This window comes from Actinoplanes sp. NPDC049265, from assembly GCF_043197135.1.
GTDB lineage: Bacteria > Actinomycetota > Actinomycetes > Mycobacteriales > Micromonosporaceae > Actinoplanes.
Genome location: NZ_JBICSP010000029.1, coordinates 23,810 through 46,290, shown reverse-complemented (window position 1 = coordinate 46,290; position 22,481 = coordinate 23,810). Strand labels below are relative to the sequence as shown.

Sequence of the window (22,481 nt, the reverse complement as noted above, 5' to 3'; positions counted from 1 at the left end):
CGTCGTACGCGGCGGCGCCGGCACTTCGGGACGTTAAGCGGGGTCAGTTGCGCGATAGTTATGCGCCGGGACCGGCGCCGAGGTGGTAGTAACCGATGAGCTTCTCAGTGTCGATCCGCTGGAGCCGCACGTTCTCGCCGGTGTGCGGCGCGGCGACCTGCATCGGCACGTCGTCGATCGGTCCGATATAGACACCGACGTGTACGCCCAGATGCGGGTCCGGGTAGTCCGGATCGATCTCGACGGTGCCCGCGAACACGAGGTCGCCGGGGACGGCCGCCGCCGTGGGGACCCGCCCGAACCACGGGTTGGCGAGCTGGTCACCGGTGTCCTGGCCGATCTCGCCGGCGCCGGCCGCCCAGTAGACCCAGCGGGTGAAGCCGGAGCAGTCGACACCGACCGTGGTGTCCGCGATGCACGGCGAGGTGCAGTCGGTACATCCGAGGGAGGTGCCGAGAGACGGGCCGAACGCCGTGTCGTGGCCGCCGCCCCAGATGAACGGGACCTTCGCCTGAATCGCCTCGCGCGAGGCCTCGGCCACCCTCGCGGACAGACCGGCCAGCCGGTCCGATGGCGGCTTCGACAGCGGCGTGCGATACAGCTCCCGTCTGGTCGCGGTGTCGAGCCGCGCGCTCACCCGGAGGCCGGCACTCTCCTGGAAGGACATCAGCGCGTCGCGGGTGGCCCGGTCGCACACGCCGTCCACGACGACCTCGAAGCCGTGTGTCCGCAACAACCGCTGCAACTCGCAGACCCACCCGTGCCGGATCCCGGCGTCGAGCTCGTCCGTGCAGCTCGCGTTGTAAAGATTGACCGGCCGGGGCGCGCCCGGCGGTGGCGGAACCTCGACGTAGCTGGTCACGTCGCCGAGCCTAGGCGAGCGTACGCCGCGCCGGCCAACCGTCGCCGGGAAAGCGAACCGGCGCATAACCCCAGCACAACCCGGCCCTCCTAGCGTTCTGGCGGACCAGACCGATTCAGCGGATCAGACGCGGGTGCCGTGGATGAGGTGATCTTCATGGGCGCTGGACAACCGGCCCTGCTCATCGTCGGCGGCGGCATCAATGGCGCGGGGCTCGACTGCGTGACCTTCGCCAAGGAGTACGGCTTCCGGGTCATCGTCACCGAGACCGCGGAGCGGCTCGCCGCCGCACCCCAGGTGGTCGCGCGGGCGGACCTCGCGGTCGAGCTCGATCGGACCGACATCGACGGTCACGTGGCCTGGGCAAAGGCCTACTCCGCGCGGGAGAACCTGGCGGGCGTGTACTGCTTCCGCGAGTGGGCGGTACCGACGACCGCCGCGGTCGCCGAGGCGCTGGGCCTGCCCGGCAGCCCGTTCGCCGCGGCGAGCCTCGTGCGGGACAAGTTCCGGTGCCGGGAACGGCTGCGCGAACGCGGCTTCGCCCAGCCGCGCGCGGCGTTGTGCGCCGGTGTCGACGACGCGACGGCCTTCGTCAGCCGGGTCCCCGGGCCCTGGGTGGTCAAACCGACCAACACGCACGGCAGCCTGGGCGTCACCGTCGTGCGCCGGGTCGACGACGTGGCCGCCGCCGTGGCGGTCCTGCCACCGGCACATCGGCAGCACTTCATCGTCGAGGAGTTCCAGCCGGGCACCGAGTACAGCGCCGACGGCCTGTTTGTCGACGGCCGGCCGCATGTGCTGGCGTTGTTCGTCAAGACGCCGCTGCGGGACTCGATCCTGGTGGAGCAGATCACCGCGCCGGCGCCACTCCCGCCGGACCTGGCCGAGCAGGCCACCCGGGTCGTCCGGGACGGGCTGGGTGCGGCCGGACTGACCTTCGGCGCCTTCCACGTGGAGTTCTGGATCCACGACGGCCGGGTGGTGCTCGGCGAACTGCACAATCGCCCGGCCGGATCGGCGCGCGACATGTTCGTCAAGCTGGTCGAGACGGTGAGCGGGGTGAACGTCCACCGTGCGGTGTTCGAACAGCTGCTGGGCCGGCGCCCCGACCTGACCGGCCCAGCGGCGGCCGCCGCCGGAACCTACATGGACGTGTACGCCGCGCCCGGAGTCGTGCAACCCGGCCTGTCCGCCGAGGCCGTGGCCGACGACCCCGCCTGCCTCTCGCTGTACGTCAGCGTACGGCCCGGGGACCACGTCCGTGAGCTGCGCCAGGAGGGCGACATGCCGGCGATGCTGACCGCCGCGGGCAGCTCCGGCCCGGATTCCCGCCGGCATGCGATGCGCCTGGCCGATCTCCTCGCCCTCAGCACCGCACCGGATTGAACCGGCGACGCACCACGGAAAGGACCAGCATGCCGACGATCACTCTGGCCGACGGCCGCGCCTACGCGTTCGAGGAATGGGGGGATCCGGGCGGGCGTCTCCTGTTCTGGATGTACGGCGCACCCGGCGGACGGCTCGCCCGGCACTCCGAACCGAAGGTGTGGGAACGTCTCGGCCTCCGGGTGGTGACCCTCGACCGGCCCGGGTACGGCAGATCGGCGGAGCTGCCCGGCCGCCTCGTCGCGCACATCGCCTCCGACGTCGCCGCCGTGGCCGACCATCTGGGCGTGGACCGGTTCGCCGTGCAGGGGCTCTCGGCCGGTGGCCCGTACGCGCTGGCAACGGCCGCCCGGCTCGGCGACCGGGTCGCCGCCTGCTCCGTGGTTTGCACCGTCGCCCCGCTCGACGCGGCCGAGGAGGCCTCGCTGTCCGAGATCAACCGGGAATCGTTCCGCATCGTGCGGGAGGAGGGCCGCACCGGCATCGCCCGGCGGCTGGAGGCGATCCGCGGCCAGATGCTCGCCGACGCCGAGCGTTCGCAGCGCACGTTCTCCGCCGACACGTCGCCCGAGGACCTCGAGTGGCTCTCCCGCCCGGAGGTCCAGCAGATCGCCGCCGACAACATCCGCGACTCGCTACGCGACGGGGTCACCGGCTGGGCGGACGACGTCGTCGCGCTGGCCCCCGGGCAGGCCTGGGGTTTCGACCCCGCCTCGATCGGCTGCCCGACACGGTTCTGGCACAGCGCGGACGACCCGAGCTGCCCGCTGCCACCGGCCCGGCGACTGGCCGACTCCATCCCGGACGCGGCGATGACGATCTGGTACGACGGCGGCCACACCACCCCGAGCCGCAACGCCGAAGCCATTCTGACCGACCTGCTCGGCGTCTGGCGGTAGGGCATGGACATCGTGGCGATCGACGCGGACCAGGAGCGGATGCTGTTCCTCCACCAGCTTGAGGCACGGCTCGCCCCGGCCCATTCCGCGGTGGCGATGGTGCGCTTCGCCGGACCAGTCGTCCTCGAAGCGCTGTCGGCGGCTGTCAAGGAGCTCACCCGCGGGCGCTCCTGGCTCGGCGCGGCCTTCGCGCCGGCCGAGAACCGTTTCGTCCGGACCGCCCGGGCCGGCGGCCCGCTTGCTGTCACGGTCATCGACGTCGAGGCCGGACGGGGCGACGCGACCGCGATCCTCGACGCCGCGATCACACTGACCGCGGAACCGTTCGAGCCCGGCCGGGCCCCGCTGGTCCGATGCGCCCTGGTCCGCCCGGCCGGCGGCCCCGGGCCCAGCTTCGTCATCGTGATGGCGCACCGCTGCGTGCTCGATCAGCCTTCGGTCGAACGGCTGCTGTCGGACGTCCTGGTGCGGTACGCCGCCGCGGGCGGCCCGGACGCCCCGGAACCGGCGATCACGGCCTGGCCCGAGCCCGCCGAGGACCCGGGCTCCCTGGCGTTCTGGCGCGAGCGGCTGAACGGTCTCACTCCGCTCCAGCTGCCCGCCGACCTCCGGCCGCCGCCGTCCCGGAGCTACGCGGCCCGGACCAGCACCCTCCGGGGCATCCCGGCGACCGGACGACTCGCGCCGGAATCGGCGCTGGCAGCGGCCTTCGTCGTGCTGCTGGCGCGGTACAGCTCCGGCGACGACATCGCCGTCGGCGTCGCGGCCCGGCCCCCCGGCCGCCAAAGGGGCGCGCCCGGCCACCCGATGGGCCCGCTCGAGACCTTGCACATCGTCCGGGTCGACACCGGGAAGACGGTCTCGTTCGGCGAGCTCGTGCGGCAGGTGGAGCGGGAACGCCTGACCGCGGACCGGCACCACGTGCCGCTCGGTCGCCTGATCCGGGCGATCGCGCCATCCGCCGACCCCACCCGAGCACCCCTGGTTCAGGCGACCTTCGCCTACCGGGACCGGATTCCCGACGGTTCGTGCCGGGCGGCGGGCGTCGAGCACGTACCGGTCGCCCCGCCCGTGACCGAACGCGACCTGGATCTGACGCTGCGCCGGAGCGAGGACGGGTACGAGGCGAGTCTCACCTACAACGCCGAGATGTTCACCGAGGCGACCGCGACCCGGATGCTCCGCCAGTTCGCGGTGATCGTCGGCGCGGGGGCGGCCGCACCCGGTCTGAGCCTGGGCGCCATCCCGATGTCGGACCCGGAGGAACTGGCTGAGCTGGCCCGGTTCGGCAGCGGACCGGTGTTTCCGCCGATCTCCGGCGACCGGGTCGACGAACTTGTCGCGGAACAGGCCCGGATCCGGCCCCACGCGATCGCGGTCGAGCAGGGTGAGCTCCGTCTGAGCTATCACGAGCTGGACCAGGCCGGCGATCGGGTCGCCACGGCGCTGCAGAGGGCCGGCGTGTGCGCCGGGGACGCGGTCGGCGTGATCGCGCACCGATCGGCCGACATGGTGGCGGGCCTGCTGGGTGTTCTCCGGGCCGGCGCGGCCTACGTGCCCATCGATCCGGGACTGCCCGCGCTGCGGGTGCGCTACCAGGTTTTGGACAGCGGGCTACGGGCGCTGCTGACGTCCGACGACGTCGCGATACCGGACGGGCTCGGCCCGGTCGTCGTCGATCTGGCGGCCGCGGCCTCCGGCGCGGACCTCGACGACGACGGGGCCCGGCCCGCCGAACACGATCAGGGACCGGCCGGCCTGATGTACATCTGCTACACCTCGGGCTCGACGGGCCGCCCCAAGGGGGTGATGGTCGAGCACCGGTCGGTCACCCGACTGATCCTGCGGCCGGGGTTCGTCGACATGGGTCCGGACGAGGTGGTCCTGCACGCGGGCTCCTTGGCCTTCGACGTGTCCCAGTTCGAGATCTGGGCCCCGCTGGTCAACGGGGCCCGCCTCGTGCTCGCACCCCGGCCACCGTGGTCGGCGGTGGAACTGGGCCGGTTCGTCCGACAGACCGGCATCACGACCATGTGGCTGTCGGCCGGGCTCTTCCACGAGTTCGTCGACTCGGCTCCGGAGTTCCTCGGCTCGGTCCGTCAGCTGATCGCGGGCGGCGACATCCTCTCACCCGAGCACTGCGCCCGGGTGCTGGCGACCTGCCCCGGCCTCACCCTGATCAACGGGTACGGTCCGACCGAGGGCACCATCTTCGCCACCTCGCACCGCATCACCGCGGACGACCTGAGCTCGTCGGTTCCCATCGGCCGGCCTCTGCCGCACACCGAGGTCCGCATCCTCGGCCACGGTGACGCGCCCGCGCCCGTGGGCGTGCCCGGCGAGATCCACCTGGGTGGTCCCGGAGTGGCCCGGGGATACCGGCGCAGCCCGGAGACCACGGCGGCGCGGTTCTTCACCGCGGCCGACGGCCGGCGTCTCTACCGCACCGGTGACCTGGGTAGATGGCTGCCCGACGGCACGCTGCAGTTCTTCGGCCGGGCCGACGACCAGGTGAAGATCCGAGGTTTCCGGATCGAGCTCGGCGAGATCGAGAGCCAGCTCGTCCAGCATGGCGGCGTGCTGCAGTGCGCCGTCGTCGCCCACCCGCCGGCCAGCCTGGAAAAGCAGCTCATCGCGTACGTCGTACCGGCCGATCCGGGCCTGACCGGCGCCGCCCTGCGCGGACTCCTCGCCGGGCTGCTTCCCGGATACATGGTCCCGCGGGTTGTCCTGGTCGACTCGCTGCCGCTGAACGCCAGCGGCAAGGTCGACCGCTCGGCTCTCGCCGAGCGCCCCACCGCCACGACCGGGGAGCAGAACGCGCCCGGATCACCGGTGCAGGCACAGCTCGCCCTGCTGTGGGCGGAGGTGCTGCGACGCGACCCGGGCACCATCGGACCGACCGCCGACTTCTTCGAGCTGGGCGGCGACTCGCTGCTCGGAGGGCGGCTGGTCGCGCTGATCAGCCGCTTCTTCGGCTCGTCCCTGCCACTGCGCGCGCTATTCGACGCGCCGACCCTGGCCGGTCTGGAGGCCGAGCTCCAGGCCCGTCGCGGTCGCGGCGCCGGCGACCGGCCGAGCCCCCGTCGCTACCCACGGCCGGAACGGCCGCCACTGTCCTTCGCGCAGCGCCGGCTGTGGTTCCTGGACCAGCTGCGGCCGGACAGCAACGCGTACAACCTGGCCATCCCGGTGCGGATCCGGGGACCGCTGGACCGGGCCCGGCTCGCGGAGGCGGCCAACGCGGTCATCGGACGGCACGAGTCCCTTCGGACCCATTACGGCAGTGCGGACGGTGAGCCGTACCAGATCATCGCGCCGGTGTTGCGCCTCGATCTGCCCCACGACACGTTGGAGCACGACGGAAGCGTTCAGGGCTGGATCCGCCGGCTCTCGGCGGCGCCGTTCGACCTGGCCCGGGGACCGCTGGTCCGGCCGGCTCTGCTGACCGTTTCCGAGACGGAACACGTCTTCCTGCTCACCGCCCACCACAGCGTCGTCGATGCCTGGTCGGCCGCCCTGTTCCATGAGGAGGTGGCCGACCGGTACGCGCATGGCGGGCCGCCCCCACCACCCGACGCGATCCAGTTCGCGGACATCGGGATGTGGCAGCGCGCCCACCTCGCCGACGAGGCGGTCGCCCGCGACCTGCGTGCGTACCCCCGGCGGAGGCTCGCCGGCGCGCCGCCCGTGCTGGCCCTGCCGGCGGACGGTCCTCGGCCGGCCGTCCAGACGTACAGCGGTGCCACGGAGTGGTTCACGATCCCGGCCGAGCGGGCCAAACGCCTGCGTGAGAGCGGACGGGACCACGGGACGACGCTGTTCATGACGTTGCTGGGGGCCTTCGCGCTCCTGCTGAGCCGGCAGAGCGGCCAGGACGATCTCGTCATCGGCTCACCGGCCGCGAACCGGGCGCAGCCGGAGACCCGGAACGTCATCGGGCTGCTCGTCGACACCATCGCGATCCGGATGGACCTGTCCGGCGATCCGACCGTGGCACAGCTGATGCGGCGGACGCGCGAGTCGGTCCTGGACGCCTTCACCTATCAGGATCTGCCGTTCGAGGTCGTGGTCGAAGAGCTCAGGCCCGCCCGCGACCTGGCCTACCACCCCCTCTTCCAGGTGCTGTTCAACCTGGTGCCCGCCGAGGCGGACGCCCGGGAGGCCGGCGGTCTGTCGTGGGAGCCGATGGTCGCCGAGGAGATGGCCGCCAAGTTCGACCTCAGCCTGTACGTCTGGGACGGCCCGGAGGAACTCCGCTGCGCCCTGATCTACAACGCCGACCTGTACTCACCGGAGCGCATGGCCGCTTTCACCGTGCAGTACCTCGACATCCTGACCGGGCTGGCCGGCCGCCCCGACGCCCGGGCCGGCGCAATCGAGACAGGACACGTCCCCGCGCTTCCCGATCCCGTCCTGGCCCGGGTCCCGGCCACGGCGCCACGTCTGCTCGATCGGTTCGACGACATCGCCCGCCGTCATCCACGACGCCGCGCCATCGTGTCGGACACCGGCGAGTGGACCTACGGCGAGCTCGACGAGCGGGCCACCGAGCTCGCCGGCGGCGTGGCCGCCACGGCGGGCCCGGGATCCGTCATCGCGGTGGTCGCCGCACGGCACCCGCAGCTCGTCGCCGCGCTCCTGGCGACCACCCTGGCCGGGAGCACGTTCGCGCTGATCGACGGCAACCAGCCCGCCCGCCGCCTGGCCCGCCAGATCCTCGCGGCAGGGTCGGCCGGACGTATCGACATCGTTGGCGGCGGGGTTGCGCCCCAGGTGCGGCCGGTCGACGGCGCGGCGGAGACCGGACACACCGGGGCGGGCCCGGGCCACATCGTGTTCACCTCCGGCAGCGGCGGAGAGCCACGGGGCGTCCTCAGCTCGCTGGCTCCGCTCGAGCGGTTCCTGTCCTGGCAGGCCGATCGTTTCGGTCTCACCCACCGCGACCGATTCGGCCTGCTGTCCGGTCCGGGCCACGACCCGGTTCTGCGCGACGTGTTCGCGGCGCTGTACTCGGGCGGCGAGATCCACATCCCGGCCCCCGGCGTGCACCGCGAACCGCGGCGGCTCGCGGCCTGGCTGGGCGACCACAGGATCACGATCTGCCATCTCACGCCGTCGCTGCTGGACGCGATGGGCGCCGACCGGCCGCCTCCGGTGCCCTCGCTGCGCTACCTGTTCCTCGGCGGCGAGCCCCTCACCTCCGACCACCTCGCCACGGCCCGCCGCCTGGCCCCCTGCGCCACCCTGGTCAACTTCTACGGCGCCACCGAGACACCGCAGGCCGTCGCCTATCACGTCGTCCCCGAGGACGACCTCGCCGCGCTGCCCGTGCCCGTGGGAACCGGGGTGGCCGACGCCCAGATCCTCGTCTGCCGTGACCGCCGCCATCTCTGCGGTGTCGGCGAGATCGGCGAGATCGGCGTCCGCTCGCCGCATCTGGCCCGCGGTTATGTCGGGTCACCGGCACGCTCCGACGGGTTCGCCGTCAACCCGTTCAGCGGCGACCCGGCCGACCGGATCTACTGGACCGGCGATCTCGGCCGGTTCCTGCCCGACGGCTCCGTCCGGCTCGCCGGTCGCCGGGACCGGCAGATCAACCTGCGCGGCTTCCGCGTCGAGCCGGCCGAGATCGAGGCTGTTCTGCGGCGCCATCCGGACGTCTGGGAGGCTGCGGTCGTGGCCGTCGACGCGGGCGCCGGCCCGGTGCTGTGCGCGTTCGTGGTGCCGCAGCCGGGTGTCGCGTTGTCGCCGGCGCTGGCCGAGCAGGTGCGGGCCGAGCTGCCGGACCACCTCGTACCCGGCCGCATCGTGCCGCTCGACACGCTGCCGCGCCTGTCCGGTGGCAAGGTCGACCATCGGGCGCTGGAATCGACCCGGCTGGTGGCTCCGGCCCGGGAGCCGGCCGGACTCGGCGGGATGGACGAGGTGGAGGACGCCATCGTGCGGATCTGGCGGGAGCTGACTGGGGGGCCACCGGCCGATCTGGACACCAGCTTCTTCGAGACCGGGACCTCGTTGCTGGCGGTCCGCCTGGTGGCACAGTTGCGCCGCCGGTTCGCCATCGATCTGCCACTGCACCAGCTGTTCGAGAATCCCAGCGTACGGAGGCTGGCCGTGACCGTCCGCGGACGGACGGGCCGGATCGATGGCTGAGTCAACGGCCACGGCAGCGATGGTGGATCCGGCGGCGGAGCGCACGGCCCGCACGACGGTCACCGTCGACCTCGACATCATCGCGGCGAACGCGCGTGCCGCGCGGGCGTTGGTCGCTCCCGCCGAGGTGATGGCGGTCGTCAAGGCCGACGCCTACGGGCACGGCGCGGCCGAGGTCGCCCGGGCCGTGTCGGCGGCCGGCGTTCCGGCCGTCGCCGTCGCCTTCGTCGAGGAGGGCCTGCGGCTGCGTGAATCGCTTCCGGACCGCGAGATCGTCGTGCTCACCGAGCCGCTTCCGGGAGAGGAGGCCGAAGCCATCCGCGCCCGTCTGACCCTGACCGTGTACACCTGGGACGGCGTCGGGCGGGTCGGCCGTGCGGCAACCGGCGCGGCCCGGCCGGCCGCGGTCCACCTGAAGATCGACACGGGCATGCACCGGCTCGGTGTGGCGCCGGAGGACACGGCGGAGGCGGTGGCGCGGATCGACGCCGCCGGTCTGCGCCTCGAGGCGATCTGGACCCACCTGGCCACCGCGGACGACCCCTCCGACGACTTCGCCGCGGTGCAGCTCCGCCGGTTGCACACGGCTCGCGGCTCCCTCGCCGAGAAGGTCCGGTCAGACGTACGGGTCCACGCGGCCAACAGCGCGGCGGCGTTGCGGTTGCCGTCGGCCCGGTTCGACGCGGTCCGGGTGGGCGCCCTGTTGTACGGCATCCGGCCCGGCGCCGCCCTCCCCGTCGGTGACCGGTTCCGGCCAGCGATGCGCTGGACGACGACGGTCGTCCAGACGCGGCTCCTGGGCCAGGACGAGAGGCTCTCGTACGGGCTCACGTACCGGCTGGACCGGCCGTCCACCGTGGCCGTCATCCCGGTCGGTTTCGCCGATGGCCTTCCCCGGCTACTCAGCAACCGCGGCCAAGTTCTGATCCGCGGCCGCCGCTTCCCCATCGCGGGCGCCGTCGGCATGAGCCACGCGGTCATCGACTGCGGCGACACCGACGTGCGGCCTGGCGAGCAGGTCACCCTGCTCGGAAGCGACAACGCCGAAGAGGTAAGCGCCGAAGAGCTGGCCAGCCGCTGCGGCCGGACCGTCTACGAGTTGGTGACGGGCATCGCCCCGGGCATCCCACGACGGTATAGGCGCGCGTCATCCCAGCCACCGGGGTCGCCACCCGGCGACTGCCTGTGAACGTGCGAGTGCCCTTCCACCTTCTGCGCGCGGAATGACCAGGCCGGGGATCAAGATCTGGGTCGGCGTACCGCTGAGGTCGCCTTCGACGTCGCGCTCTTTGCCGGCGGGCCGGGCACATCGCGCGTGAGGCTGACCGGCGTGCAGACGACGGTATGCCACGACCCCGGAGGCCAGAGCTTGCGACACCCAGTGCACGGCTTGTCCGTGCCCTTGAGGACCTGGAGAACCATTCTTTTCTGGTAAACCGCCATGGAGGTGTGGTCAGCCCGTGGGCGGCCGCCGATGGGGGCCAGGGGCCGGGGCTTCTCGGCCGCGCCTACCGGAACAGCGTGGCGATGCCGGCCCAGTCCGACGGCCTGGGCACGTTGGCGGCGATGTGGCCGCGGTTGTTGAGGCCGGTGACGCCGCCGATGTAGGCCTGCGACGGCAGCGTCTGCAGAACGATGCCGCGGGGCACGAGATCGATCGTGCGGCCGTTGCGCCACAGGACCGGATGCACGTACCCGTCAGCCGTGGTGCTCGTGCCGAGCACCTGGCCCAGGTCGTTGATCGCGGTCGGCTTGTCACGGGTGCCGCCCAGCGTGCCCAGCTGGGTGGCCCGGCCGTTGCGCCACAGCACGGCCCGCAGCGAGTAGTCCTCGATCACCGTCGTGCCGACGACCCAGCCCAGGTTGTTGATCGCGACCGGGTTGCCGAGTCCGCCGAGGGCGGTCAGCCGACCGTTCGCCCAGATGGCCGCCTGCGGACGGGAGACGAGGATCTGGCCCCGGTCGTTGATGTCCACGGGCTGGATCTCGCCGAGGTCGGTCAAGGTCCCACGCTGCCACAGGTAACCGTGCGGCACGCCGTCGCCGGACGGGTAGAAAGTGCCGACGACCTGACCGCGGTTGTTGATCGCCATCGCGGTGTAGGCCACGTCGTCGCCGGACCGCAGCGGGATCGTCACGCCGCGCTCCCAGAGGAAGGCGCCGCCGCCGGCCCCGCCGCCGACCACCTGACCTCGCTCGTTGATGTCGAGGGCGGCCACCCAGTCGGCTGTGCCCTCGATACCGATCATGGTCCCGTCGCGCCAGAGGAACGGACGGTGGTCGACGATGCCCACCACCTCGTCCCGGTCGTTGAGCGCGTACGCCGCGGGGTAGGCACCGTTCAGCGTGCCCAGCTCGACCGCCGCATAGTGCCGGACCGGACCGGCGCCGGCCGGTGCGGCGGGCGACGCGGTCACCAGCAAGGACGCGAGCAGAACCGCGGCCGAAGCCGCCAAGATTCGTCTCATGATGCATTCCCTTCGGGTCAGTCCTGCCCCACCTTCAGGGTGAACCCCTCCGGCGGTGAGGGAAGAGGCGAACGTCCCCTGTGGGATGACCGGGCTGGGGCCGGCCTGGTCGCGGTTCTCCACCAGCTCCGCCAACGACAAGTACGGCGTCGCCTGGATGGCGATCTCGACGTCGGTCAACGGTTTGGTGACTGGGAGTCGGTATGCGGGTTTGCGACAATCAGATTGTCATTTGGGGTGTTCCGGCTGCCCGCCCCGCCACGTGCGGCCGGGGTGATCGGGGCGCCCGGCCAAGCACGGCGGTGAGTTCAGCTTCGCTGACCCCGGTACATGGCCGGATCCGGAAGCCACCTGAGAAGTCGGGCCGGAGCGCGAACTCCGCTTGACGCAATTGATCGTGACGGCCGGCCCTGCGATCCTGTGGGAGTTACTCGGAAAGCGAGCGTTCGCACGAGAGTTGCTGGAGCCTGCGCGGGCGGCGGCCGAATTCGACTCGGCAGGAAATATCCGCGACGGCCTGTCGTGTGACGTGCGTCTCCGGCACATCGGCAGTTCGACCGGAGGTTTCTCCGCGCATCCTTTCGTCCGGCATGGACGAGCGGCAAACCTGGCGATCAGCGCGGACATCCGGTTCGCCTGTATCGATGGGATATCCACGATGACGTCATTCACCATCCGCCGGTCGGTCACGCTGGTGTCGGTCGCGGCCTCCGTGCTCGTCGGCATGCTCGCCGGGGCGGGCCCGGCGTCCGCCGGCCCGTTGGGCTCGATCCGCAACGTCCAGAGTGAAGCATTGCAGCCCGTCTCCGCGACGGCGGGCAGCTCGACGACCACCGAGGTCTTCACCGGCACGACCATTCAGCGCTGGAAGATCGTCGGTGCGGCCAACCAGCCCGCCGGCATTGTCAACATCAAACTGATCGCCGACCAGAGCCTGTGTCTGGCGCGCAGCTCCAACCTGATGGACGGCGCGATCGTGAAGGTCAACACGTGTGGCAGCGGCACCCGCCAGCTCTGGCAGGTCGTCCCGAGCGGATCGCTGGGCGGCAGCCACTTCATCGATCCCTCATCGCTGAGGGCGATGACCGACGAGGACGCCAACGGTGTCGTGATGCGGTCGCGCACCGCCGGCGCGATCAACCAGCTCTGGGCCTGACGGCACCACCACGGGGCCGGACCGGTCCGCCGGTTCGGCCTCCACCCGTGTCCGAACCCGGACACGGGTGGTCGCGAGGAACCGCCGTTCACCGTGCCTACGATGGGTCGATGACCGCCGTCGATACCGTTGGGGAGCCGGCGTCGCACCCCGGCACCGTCCGCACGGCCGTCGCCGAGCTGCTGGTCCGGCTGCGCCGGTCCGCCGGGCTCAGCCAGGCGCAGCTCGCTCGGCGCTCCGGCCTCAGCGAACGCGCCCTGCGCGACCTCGAACGGGGCGTGACGAGCCGACCGCGCCACTGGTCACTGCACGCCATCGCGGACGCCCTGCTGCTCAGCGATGTGGAGCGGATCACGTTGCTCACCGCCGCCCGTCCCGGCGCACCCACGCCGGCCGCACCGCCACCACCGGCGCAACTGGACCGGATGCTCGGGCGCGACGCCGAGCTGGCCACGCTGCTGGACTTGGCCTCCGGCCGGGTGCATCGACTCGTCACGCTCAGCGGCCCAGGCGGGGTGGGCAAATCTCGGCTGCTGGCCGAGGCCGCCGTCGTGCTGGCCCGAAACGGTCTCGACATCCGCCGGGTCGACCTGAGCGGCGTCACCGAACCGGCTCTGGTCGGTGAGATGATCGCCGAGGCCATGGGGGTGGGCGGCGGGTCCCGGCTCGATCCGGTGACGCGGATCGCCGCCGCGATCCGCGACCGGCGTTCGATGCTGCTGCTGGACGGATTCGAGCGGCTGCTGGACGCTGCCGCGACCATCCAGGGCCTGCTGACGCGCTGCACCGGCCTGACCATTGTGGTGACCAGCCGGATTCCGCTGCGCATCCGGGGCGAGCGTGAGGTGCGCCTAGCGGGCCTGCCGGTGCCCGGCCCTGACGGTCACCCGGCCGACAGCGCGGCGTTGACGCTACTCGTGGACCGTACGGCGCAGGTGCGCCCGGGCTTCCGGCTCGACGCGGCCAACCGTGCGGACCTGGCGATGATCTGCCGGACGGTGGAAGGGCTGCCCCTGGCGATCGAGCTTGCCGCGGCCCGACTGCGGGTCCTCGCCCCGGCCGAGTTGGTGACCCGGCTGCACCGCCAACTCGACGTGCTCGCCGACGGCCTGCGCGGTACGCAGGAGCGCCACCGGTCGTTGCGCGCCACCATCGAGTACAGCCTGACCGTCGTGCCCGACGGCGCGCGTACCCTGTTCGGCTGGCTCAGCCTCTTCCCGTCGGGGGTTTGCCTCGCCGACCTCGAGCCGGTGGTGACCGGACTCGGGCGGGACCAGAGCTGGCTGCTGGCCGGGCTCGCCGAGTTGCTCGACGCGAGCCTGCTGCGTGCCCGGTACGCGCCCGAGCAGACCCGCTACCGGCTTCCGGACCCGATGCGTGACCTGGCCCGTGAGCTGCTGGACGGGCACGAGCGGTGGGCGGTGGGGCAGCACATGGCCCACCGATATCTGCAGCGCATCCGCGAGGCCGCGGACGTAGCCGACGAGGGGTGCCGGTTGCTGGACGCCGACGTGGACAACGTGCGGGCAGCGCTGCGCTGGACGCTGCGGCACGAGCCCGCATCCGTCGACGAACGGACGGTCGACGCGCTGTTTCGGTACTGGGATTCGCGTGGACGGTGCGCCGAAGGCCAAACTCTGCTGGTGGCAGCCGCCGACGCCGGCGTGCCGGCCGCCGGGCTCGCGCTGCTGCGGGCCGGCACGATGTCCAGCATGCTCGACGACGCCCAGCAGCCGGACTGATCGCTGCCGCGGGAGCACGACTCACCACACGTCGGCAACCGATGGGCGACCGACGCTGCTCCCCGAGATGAGCCAACAAGCTGCCTGCCCCGACCGCAGGTCTAGCACCTGCGGTCGCGGCGAACCAACTCACCCGCTCCAGACCCCCGGAGGCCAGGGCTTCGGACCCCGGACAATCTCCTCACCGAGTTTCGCCGTGCAGTTCGAGCGGCGGACCACCGATCAGCACCGCCGTCAGCAAGCTCGCACGCGGGCGGAGTTCGTGGCGACCGGGCCGGCGCCGGTCAGCTCAGTCGGGCGGCGCCGGTCAAGGCCTGATGGGGATGACGGCTGAGCGGAGCACCGACGGGGCGAGCAGCGCAGTCGGGTCGATGTTCCGCGCGGTGCGTACGCGGAAGGTGTGGGTCTCGCCCGCCAGGAGGGTGATCAGCTGGTCGTCGACCGCGGCGTCGATGGCCACGCGGTCGGCCAGCAGGGTGATGTCACGGGCGAAGGACGACGCCGTCACGGTGACCGCGTAACCGCCGGGGGCCGGTGCCACGGTCGCCGTGAGCGCGGCGGGGTCGTAGGCGAGCGTCTGGTCCTCGATGAACGTGCGGAATCCGCGTACCCCGTCGAAGTCAGCGACCACCACCTCGGCCGCCGCCGAGTCCGGTGTGGAAACGGGCGACGGCAGGGGAAGCTCGGCCACCGAGCGCGGTGCGACGTCCACCGGCAGGTCGGCGGCGGCCAGTGTGGTGCCGGCGAAGGTCAGGCGGCGCACCGTGACCGTGCCGGACCACGGCCGGTCCGTGTCGTTGATGACGGCCACCGACCGGGGGCGGATGGTCAGGAGGCGCGGCGCGTAGGCGCGGCGCAGGGCGTACCAGGACGGTTTGAGGCGGCCGGCGCTGTCCACGACCGCCCACGACGTTACCGGCCAGCAGTCGTTGAGCTGCCACAGGATGCTGCCCATGGTGCGTGGCCGGTGGGCGCGGAGGTGCTCGACGGCGTAGGTGGTGGCGCGGGCCTGGTTGAGCTGGGTAGCCCAGTGCCAGTCGGCGAAATCAGCGGGTACGCCGAGGTGGTGGGCGAGGCCGCGGTCGAGTTTGCCGTTGCCGTCGGCCGCCTTCTGGTGGAGCAGGAACGCGGGCGAGTCCTTGCGCAGGTCGGCCGGGTCGAGCCACTCGGTCAGGGTGGCCCAGGTGGGGGGCGCCTGCCAGCCGAACTCGGCACAGAACCGGGGCACGTGCCGGTCGTGCCAGGTGTAGTCGCGCTGGTTCCACGACTCCCACTCGTGGCGGGTGCCGTACCGGTCGTCGTTGGGGTGCACGTCGCGGGGGCTCGACGGGCTGCCTTTGTGGTACGGGCGGGTCGGGTCGAGTTCGGCCAGCAGCGCCGGGAAGTCGCGTTCGTAGTAGCCGAGACCCCAGGTCCGGTCGCCGAGTTCGGCCTTCCAGCCCCAGTCCTCGTGGCCCCACAGGTTCTCGTTGCCGCCGTTCCAGATGGCGAGCGACGGATGCGAGGCGAGCCGGACGATGTTCTCCCGGGCCTCGGCCAGGATCTCGCCGCGGCTCGGTTCTTCCTCCGGGTACGCCGAGCAGGCCAGCGGAAAGTCCTGCCAGACGAGTACGCCACGCTCGTCGCAGAGGTCGTAGAAGTCGTCCGACTCGAAGATCCCGCCGCCCCACACCCGCAGCAGGTTGGCGTGGGCCAGCACGGCCCGGTCGACGGCGGCGGCGTAGCGTTCCCGGGTCAGCCGGGTGAGCAGGTGGTCCTCCGGGATCCAGTTGAGCCCGAGCGCCCACACCTCGCGCCCGTTGACCACGATGGCGAACCGGCTTCCGACCGCGTCGGGAGTCTCGTCCAGTTCCACCCGCCGGAACCCGGCCCGCTTGGCCGCCTGGTCGAGCACCACCGCGCCGTCGAGCAGTTCGATGGTCACGTCGCTCAACGGTTGTGCGCCGTAGCCGACCGGCCACCACACCGCGGCGTCCGGCACGGTGAGCTCGACCGACGCCGTGCTCTCCCCGGCCGCGACCCGGGCCTCGCCGACGCGACCGGCCACGGCCACCCGAACCAGCAGTTCGCCGTCGGGTCGCAGTGACGAACGCTCGATCTCGGCCTGGACGTCGAGTCGTCCGGTGGTGTTGTCCGCCTCGAGCGTCGCGAGCACGCGCACCGACGCCAGCCGGGCGACCCGCCACCGTTCCAGCCGCACCGGTTTCCAGATGCCGCAGGTCTGCAGGTCGGGTCCCCAGTCCCAGCCGAAACCGCAGGCCATCTTGCGGACCATGTTGTACGGATGCTCGTACGCCGACGGCCGCGCCCCGAGCCGGTCGCGCATCGCCTCGGCGTACGCGAGCGCGCTGTCGAACCGTACCGTCAGCTCCTGATCGGTGTTGATCTGATCGCGCACGTCGAAGCGATAGCCGCGGTGCATGTTGGCGGTGCGACCCAGCTCGGTGTCACCCAGCGTGAGCGTGGCCACGGTGTCCAGCCCGTCGAAGACCAGGTCGACGCGCTCGTCGGCGGCCGCCGCGACCGCGGGCAGCGTGCGGCGATAGACCCAGGCCGACCGGTGCAGCCAGGCCAGGCCGGCCTCGTTGGTGCCGGCGTACGGATCCTCGATCAGCCCGGCGGCGAGCAGGTCGGTGTGTATCGAACCCGGCACCTCGGCCGGCAGCGGCCCGGTCGAGCCGTCGGCGGCGGTCACGGTCCAGCCGGCGTGCAGGTCAGCACGGATCATGCGGTCATTGTTCGCGAGCGGACCAAGCGGGGCAAGACCGGCGCCGGCGGCCGGGGAAGCCGGGCCGGGCGGCGGCTCGAGCCCCGAGGGTCACGCGCGGTGGTGCAGGCGGGCCCGTTCCACGCCGACCGCGCACAGCTGGTCGGCCAGGGCCGGGGAGTTGTGCTCGAGGGAGACTTCGACCTCGTGGTCGTCGCCCAGGTCGCAGGCGGCGGCCAGGGCGCCGAGGTTGATCGGGTCAAGGTGGGAGACGTCACGCAGGTCGAGGATCAGCCGCGACGGCCGGGTGTGCCGGACGGCCTGCACGAGCAGGCGCCGGAGCCGGGCCGCGGCGTCGGCGCCGAGAGCGCCGCGCGGGTGGATGACCAGGGTGTCGTCGGGGCCGGAGTGCACGTCGACCGCAGTGTCGGTCATCGCGTTTACCTTCCGTCGCCTGTCGTTCTCCTCAGGGCCACGCGGATTCACCGTACTAGGCGGTAGCCACCGGCGCGACTCGGCGACACCCGTTCGGGATCATCCCGTGACTCCGCCCGCGGGCGTCTGCACGTGCACGCGGCCACGCGCTCCACAGTGGCCGGCTACCTCACCACCGAGGGCAACGACCGCGTCCAGGCCCGCGCCCGGGAACTCGCCAGCGGTGGCTGACCGGGGCAGGATGAGGACCATGAACTCCTCGGGCCGGGCGACGCTGCGGTCGGTCAACGTCGGCCGGCCCAAGGACGTGCTGTGGCGCGGCCGGTCGGTACACACCGGCATCTGGAAGTCGCCGGTCGACGGGCCGGCGATGGCCCGCCGGCTCAACATCGACGGCGACGGGCAGGGCGACCTCGGCGGTCACGGCGGCGAGCAGCGGGCGGTCTTCGTCTACCAGCTCGGCTCGTACGCGTACTGGGAGAAGTTCCTCGGCCGCGACGACTTCGTGCTGGGCCAGTTCGGCGAGAACTTCACCGTCGACGGGCTGCCGGACGACGAGGTGCGCATCGGCGACCGGTACCGGATCGGCGACGCGCTGTTCGAGGTGACCCAACCGCGCGTCACCTGCTACCGCGTCGGGATCCGGATGGCCGAGCCGCGGATGCCGGCCCTACTCGTACAGCATCATCGGCCCGGCTTCTACCTGCGCGTGCTCCAGGAGGGCGAGGTCAGCGCCGGCGACGACATCGTCAAGGTCGCCGACGGCGCCGAGCCGCTGACCGTCGCCGACGTCGACGCGCTGCTCTACCTGCCTGGACACTCCCGGGAACGGATCGAGCAGGCGCTGCGTGTACCGGCGCTCAGTCCCGGCTGGCAGGCGTCGTTCCGGGCGATGCTCGACCAGCCAGAGGCCGCCGGCGGCAATGCCGGACTGGTCGACGCGACGCCGCCACCGGCCTGGACCGGCTTCCGGGGCCTGCGGGTGGTCGCGGTCGAGCCGGAAAGCTCGACGATCGCGTCGATCACCCTGGCTGACCCGGACGGCACACCGTTGCCGGCCGCGCTGCCGGGGCAGTTCCTGACCGTGCGGGTCGGGCCCGGCCTGGTCCGCAGCTATTCGCTGTCGGGGCCGCCGGGTGACGCCCGCTACCGGATCAGCGTCAAGCGCGAGGGCGCGGCCAGCCGCTACCTGCACAGTCGGGTCCGCCCCGGCGACGTGATCGACTCGGCGGCGCCGCGGGGCTCGTTCGTCCTGCGCCCCGGAGCCAGCCCGGTCGTGCTGGTCAGCGGGGGTGTCGGGGCGACGCCGGTGCTGGCCATGCTGCACCAGCTGGCCGCGGAGGCGTCCGGCCGGGAGGTGTGGTGGGTGCAGGCGGCCCGGAGCGGCGCCGAGCGCCCGTTCGCGGCTGAGGCCGCCGACCTGCTGGCGCGGCTGCCCCGGGCCCACTCGTACGTCTGCCTCAGCCGGCCCGCCCCCGCGGACCGCCTCGGCCGGGATTACGACACGGCCGGCCGCCTGTCGGCGGATCTGCTGCGTACGCTGCGCCTCCCGCCCGACGCCGACGCCTACCTGTGCGGGCCTGCCGCCTTCCTCACCGACGTCACCGCCGCCCTGGTCGAGACCGGCCTCCCGGCGACCGGCGTCCACACCGAGGTCTTCGGCGCGCGCCCCGCCCTGACCCCCGGCATCGGCGCCGCCCCGGCCCGGTCCCCGCATCCGCCGGCGGGCGAGCCGGGCACCGGACCGCCGGTGTCCTTCGCCCGCAGCAACGTCACCGTTCCGTGGCCGTCGGCCGAGGCCAGCCTGCTCGACCTGGCCGAGGCCTGCGACGTCCCGGTCCGCTGGTCGTGCCGCGTCGGCGTCTGCCACAACTGCGAGACCGGCCTGCTGTCCGGTGCGGTGCAGTACACGACCGACCCGGTCGACCCACCGGCCGAGGGCAACGTGCTGATCTGCTCCGCGCGCCCCGCCGGCGACGTCGTCCTCGACCTTTAGAAGCCCAGGCGCGGCTGGTCTCGCGGCCGGCATCGGCTCGGCGATCGCGATGCGCGCGGCCGGCGCCCCGAACGGGTCGCCGAAATACTGGGTCTCGTGCACCACCGGGCCGCCGGCGAACTCCATGATCCGGGTCGAAATGCCTGGTGAAGGGTAACGTCCGCAGGATGACGCAGCTTCGTGACGTGCTCGCCGTGGACCCCGAGTCATTCCGGCTCGACAAAGTCGATCCCAAGGGTACGCCGGGACTGCCCGATACCAAGGCGGTCCGGAAGGACGCCAAGGCGTGGTCGAAGGAAGCAGTCGCGGCGATCGGGAGCGAGCTGGCGGCGTACCAGGAGAAGCTCTTCGCCAGCGCCAAGAGCGGGCAGACGAGCCGGCGGGTGCTGCTCCTGCTGCAGGCCATGGACTGCGGCGGCAAGGACGGCACGGTGCGCAGCGTGTTCGGCGGGCTGAACCCGACCGGCATCAAGGCGGTCAGCTTCGGGCCGCCGACCGACGAGGAGAAGCGGCAGAACTTCCTGTGGCGCGTCGAGCGGGCGCTGCCGGCCGCCGGGCAGGTGGGCGTGTTCAACCGGTCGCACTACGAGGACGTGTTGGTCGTACGCGTGCACGACCTGGTGCCGGAGAACGTCTGGTCGCGCCGCTACGACCAGATCAACAAGTTCGAGGCGGCGCAGGCCGAGGACGGGCTGACCCTGGTCAAGGTGATGCTGCACATCTCGCCCGAGGAGCAGCGGCAGCGGCTGCTCGACCGGCTCGACGACCCGGCCAAGTACTGGAAGTACAACCCGGGCGACGTCACCGAGCGGGCCCGCTGGGACGACTACCAGGCGGCGTACCAGGACGCGCTGACCCGCTGCAGCACCGTCGCGAACCCCTGGTTCGTCGTCCCGGCCGACCGGAAGTGGTACCGCAACTGGGCCGTGGCGACGCTGCTGCGGGACGCGCTGGCGTCGATCGACCCGCAGTACCCGCCGGCCGGCTTCGACGTGGAGACCGAACGTCAGCGGCTGAGTACCCCCGACAGCCACGGGAGCTGACGCGGCCACTGGTGCCCGCCGCCGCCCTCGTGATCGTTGAACGGCCAGACGTCGATCTCCTTGGCGCTGCCGCCGTACGCGTTGAAGGCCGCGTACACGGTCGAGGGCGGGCAGATCTGGTCCATCAGCGCGACCGAGAAACGGGCCGGCGCGACCGCGCGCCTGGCGTGGTTGGCCACGTCGATGTACGACAGGGTGCGGAAGGCCTGCTCGGTGTGCGCGCGGTTGACGGCGAGATAGGCCGAGACCTCGGCGTACGGGTCACGGGCGGTGATGTCGACGGCCCGGCGGATATGGCAGAGGAAGGGTACGTCGGGAAGCACCGCGGCGACGTCCGGCACCAGCCCGCCGACGGCCAGCGCCATCGCGCCGCCCTGGCTGCGGCCGGTCACCGCCACCCGCGCCGGGTCGACCCCGTCCACCGCCCGCAACGCCTCGACGGCCCGGGCGGCGTCGGTGAACAGCCGCCGGTAGTAGTGCTCGCGCGGATCGAGGATGCCCCGGGTCAGGTAGCCCGGATGGGCCGGCCCGGCACCGACCGGGTCCGGGGTGTCGCCGCCGTCACCCCAGCCGCTCCCCTGGCCCCGGGTGTCCAGGAAGAGCTCCACGTAGCCGGCGTTGGCCCACTCCAGGTGCCCGGTCGGCAGCCCGCGCCCACCGCCGTAGCCGTTGCAGACGAGCACGGCCGGCAGCGGCCCGTCGAGTCCCCGGGGCCGGGTCAGCCAGCCCTTGATCGGGTGCCCGCCGAAGCCGTTGAACGTCACGTCGTACACGTCCACCAGGACCAGCCCGGTGTCGACGGGCTCCAGCCGCAGCCCCAGGTCGTAACCGCGGGCCTCGCCCAGCGTCCCGGCCCAGAACTCGTCGAAGTCGTCCGGTTCGGCGATCTCCGGCGCATAGCCGGGCAACTCGTCCGCACTGAGATCCCACAGCGGCATGGGCCCGCTCCTCTCCTGAGTCGATCACGCCCATCATGCCCCGCCGGGATCATCAGCGAGCCGAGGACGCCTTGCCCTCAGATCGGGAAGACGCTGGTGCGGGTGAACTCGACCGCGCCCAGCCGCTGGTAGAAGCGGGCCGCCTCGTCGTTGCCGGCCAGCACCGACACCAGCGCCAGCCGTACCCCCGCCCGCCGCCAGTGGTCGCGGACCGCCGTGACCAGGGCGGTGCCGACACCCTCGCCGCGCTCGTCCGGGGCGACGGCCAACGTTTCCAGGTGGCCGATGCGGTCGCCGACCTGCCACGCGCTGGCCGACGCGGTGATCCGGGCGGCCGCGTACCCGTGCGCCTCGCCGTCGACCTCGGCCACCAGGAGCAGCCAGCCCGGCTCGGCCGACCAGGTCTCGTATTGCCGGCGCCGCGACGGCCAGCTCTCGGCCGCGCCGACCGGCTCGGCCAGCTGTCCGATCCCCCGGTCGACGGCGTAGTGATGGCCGGCCAGCGCGATCCACAGATCGGCGACCTCGTCCACGTGGGTCGCGGGGCGCAGCAGCACCCGCGCAGCCTAGATCGAGCTCGGTGAATCGGCCAAGCCGGGGATGCCCGGAGACGGCCCGGAGTCCGACCACGGTGGACAGCCGGCGGACCGCTTCGTCCATCCGGGACGGTGGGGCGGCGGCGCCAAGGGTCGG

At 72.4% G+C, this 22,481-nt stretch carries 14 protein-coding genes; 8 read left to right on the top strand and 6 right to left on the bottom strand.

Features of this window, described 5'->3' with window-relative positions:
* Positions 1-58: 58 nt before the first annotated feature.
* A complete protein-coding gene (locus tag ACGFIO_RS40715; RefSeq protein WP_392835721.1) occupies positions 59-862 on the bottom strand; it encodes a peptidoglycan-binding protein in 804 nt (267 codons plus the stop codon).
* Between the two features lie 156 nt (positions 863-1,018).
* On the opposite strand from ACGFIO_RS40715, the gene ACGFIO_RS40710 reads away from it, so the two are divergent.
* Genes ACGFIO_RS40710 through alr form a run of 4 tightly spaced genes read left to right on the top strand, consistent with a single transcriptional unit; the run spans position 1,019 to position 10,492 of the window.
* Complete coding sequence (locus tag ACGFIO_RS40710) at positions 1,019-2,248, top strand: ATP-grasp domain-containing protein (RefSeq protein ID WP_392835720.1); 1,230 nt, start codon at positions 1,019-1,021, stop codon at positions 2,246-2,248.
* Positions 2,249-2,277: 29 nt separating this feature from the next.
* Complete coding sequence (locus ACGFIO_RS40705) at positions 2,278-3,147, top strand: alpha/beta fold hydrolase (RefSeq protein WP_392835717.1); 870 nt, start codon at positions 2,278-2,280, stop codon at positions 3,145-3,147.
* A gap of 3 nt (positions 3,148-3,150) precedes the next feature.
* Positions 3,151-9,303 (top strand): amino acid adenylation domain-containing protein, encoded by a 6,153-nt coding sequence (locus ACGFIO_RS40700; protein ID WP_392835715.1) that lies wholly within the window; start codon positions 3,151-3,153, stop codon positions 9,301-9,303.
* Positions 9,296-10,492 carry an alanine racemase gene (alr, locus tag ACGFIO_RS40695; RefSeq protein ID WP_392835713.1) on the top strand — a complete coding sequence of 399 codons (1,197 nt, stop codon included), beginning with the start codon at positions 9,296-9,298 and terminating at the stop codon, positions 10,490-10,492. The genes ACGFIO_RS40700 and alr overlap by 8 nt, the downstream gene beginning before the upstream one ends.
* 319 nt (positions 10,493-10,811) lie before the next feature.
* Here the strand turns inward: alr and ACGFIO_RS40690 are convergent, their stop codons facing one another.
* The gene (locus ACGFIO_RS40690; RefSeq protein WP_392835710.1) at positions 10,812-11,771 is read right to left on the bottom strand and encodes a hypothetical protein; all 960 of its coding nucleotides are present in this window, start codon (positions 11,769-11,771) and stop codon (positions 10,812-10,814) included.
* A gap of 382 nt (positions 11,772-12,153) precedes the next feature.
* On the opposite strand from ACGFIO_RS40690, the gene ACGFIO_RS40685 reads away from it, so the two are divergent.
* Complete coding sequence (locus ACGFIO_RS40685) at positions 12,154-12,927, top strand: RICIN domain-containing protein (protein WP_392835708.1); 774 nt, start codon at positions 12,154-12,156, stop codon at positions 12,925-12,927.
* A gap of 110 nt (positions 12,928-13,037) precedes the next feature.
* Positions 13,038-14,669 (top strand): ATP-binding protein, encoded by a 1,632-nt coding sequence (locus tag ACGFIO_RS40680; RefSeq protein ID WP_392835706.1) that lies wholly within the window; start codon positions 13,038-13,040, stop codon positions 14,667-14,669.
* 307 nt (positions 14,670-14,976) lie between these two features.
* Here ACGFIO_RS40680 and ACGFIO_RS40675 read toward each other — a convergent pair whose 3' ends face one another.
* Together ACGFIO_RS40675 and ACGFIO_RS40670 are read right to left on the bottom strand one after the other, a co-directional pair.
* Entirely contained in the window at positions 14,977-17,397 is a 2,421-nt protein-coding gene (locus tag ACGFIO_RS40675; protein WP_392835704.1) for a glycoside hydrolase family 2 protein, read from the bottom strand.
* A 90-nt stretch (positions 17,398-17,487) separates the two neighbouring features.
* Positions 17,488-17,811 (bottom strand): STAS domain-containing protein, encoded by a 324-nt coding sequence (locus ACGFIO_RS40670; RefSeq protein WP_392835702.1) that lies wholly within the window; start codon positions 17,809-17,811, stop codon positions 17,488-17,490.
* 250 nt (positions 17,812-18,061) lie between these two features.
* Here ACGFIO_RS40670 and ACGFIO_RS40665 point away from each other — a divergent pair, with 250 nt between their 5' ends.
* Positions 18,062-19,807, top strand: coding sequence for an MOSC domain-containing protein (locus ACGFIO_RS40665; protein ID WP_392835700.1), 1,746 nt, complete (start codon positions 18,062-18,064; stop codon positions 19,805-19,807).
* Positions 19,808-19,974: 167 nt separating this feature from the next.
* Positions 19,975-20,850: a PPK2 family polyphosphate kinase gene (locus tag ACGFIO_RS40660; protein ID WP_392835699.1), complete on the top strand. Its 876-nt coding sequence runs from the start codon at positions 19,975-19,977 to the stop codon at positions 20,848-20,850.
* Here ACGFIO_RS40660 and ACGFIO_RS40655 read toward each other — a convergent pair.
* Positions 20,814-21,788, bottom strand: coding sequence for an acetylxylan esterase (locus ACGFIO_RS40655; RefSeq protein ID WP_392835696.1), 975 nt, complete (start codon positions 21,786-21,788; stop codon positions 20,814-20,816). The genes ACGFIO_RS40660 and ACGFIO_RS40655 overlap by 37 nt on opposite strands.
* Positions 21,789-21,865: 77 nt before the next feature.
* A complete protein-coding gene (locus ACGFIO_RS40650) occupies positions 21,866-22,345 on the bottom strand; it encodes a GNAT family N-acetyltransferase (RefSeq protein WP_392835694.1) in 480 nt (159 codons plus the stop codon).
* Positions 22,346-22,481 lie beyond the last annotated feature (136 nt).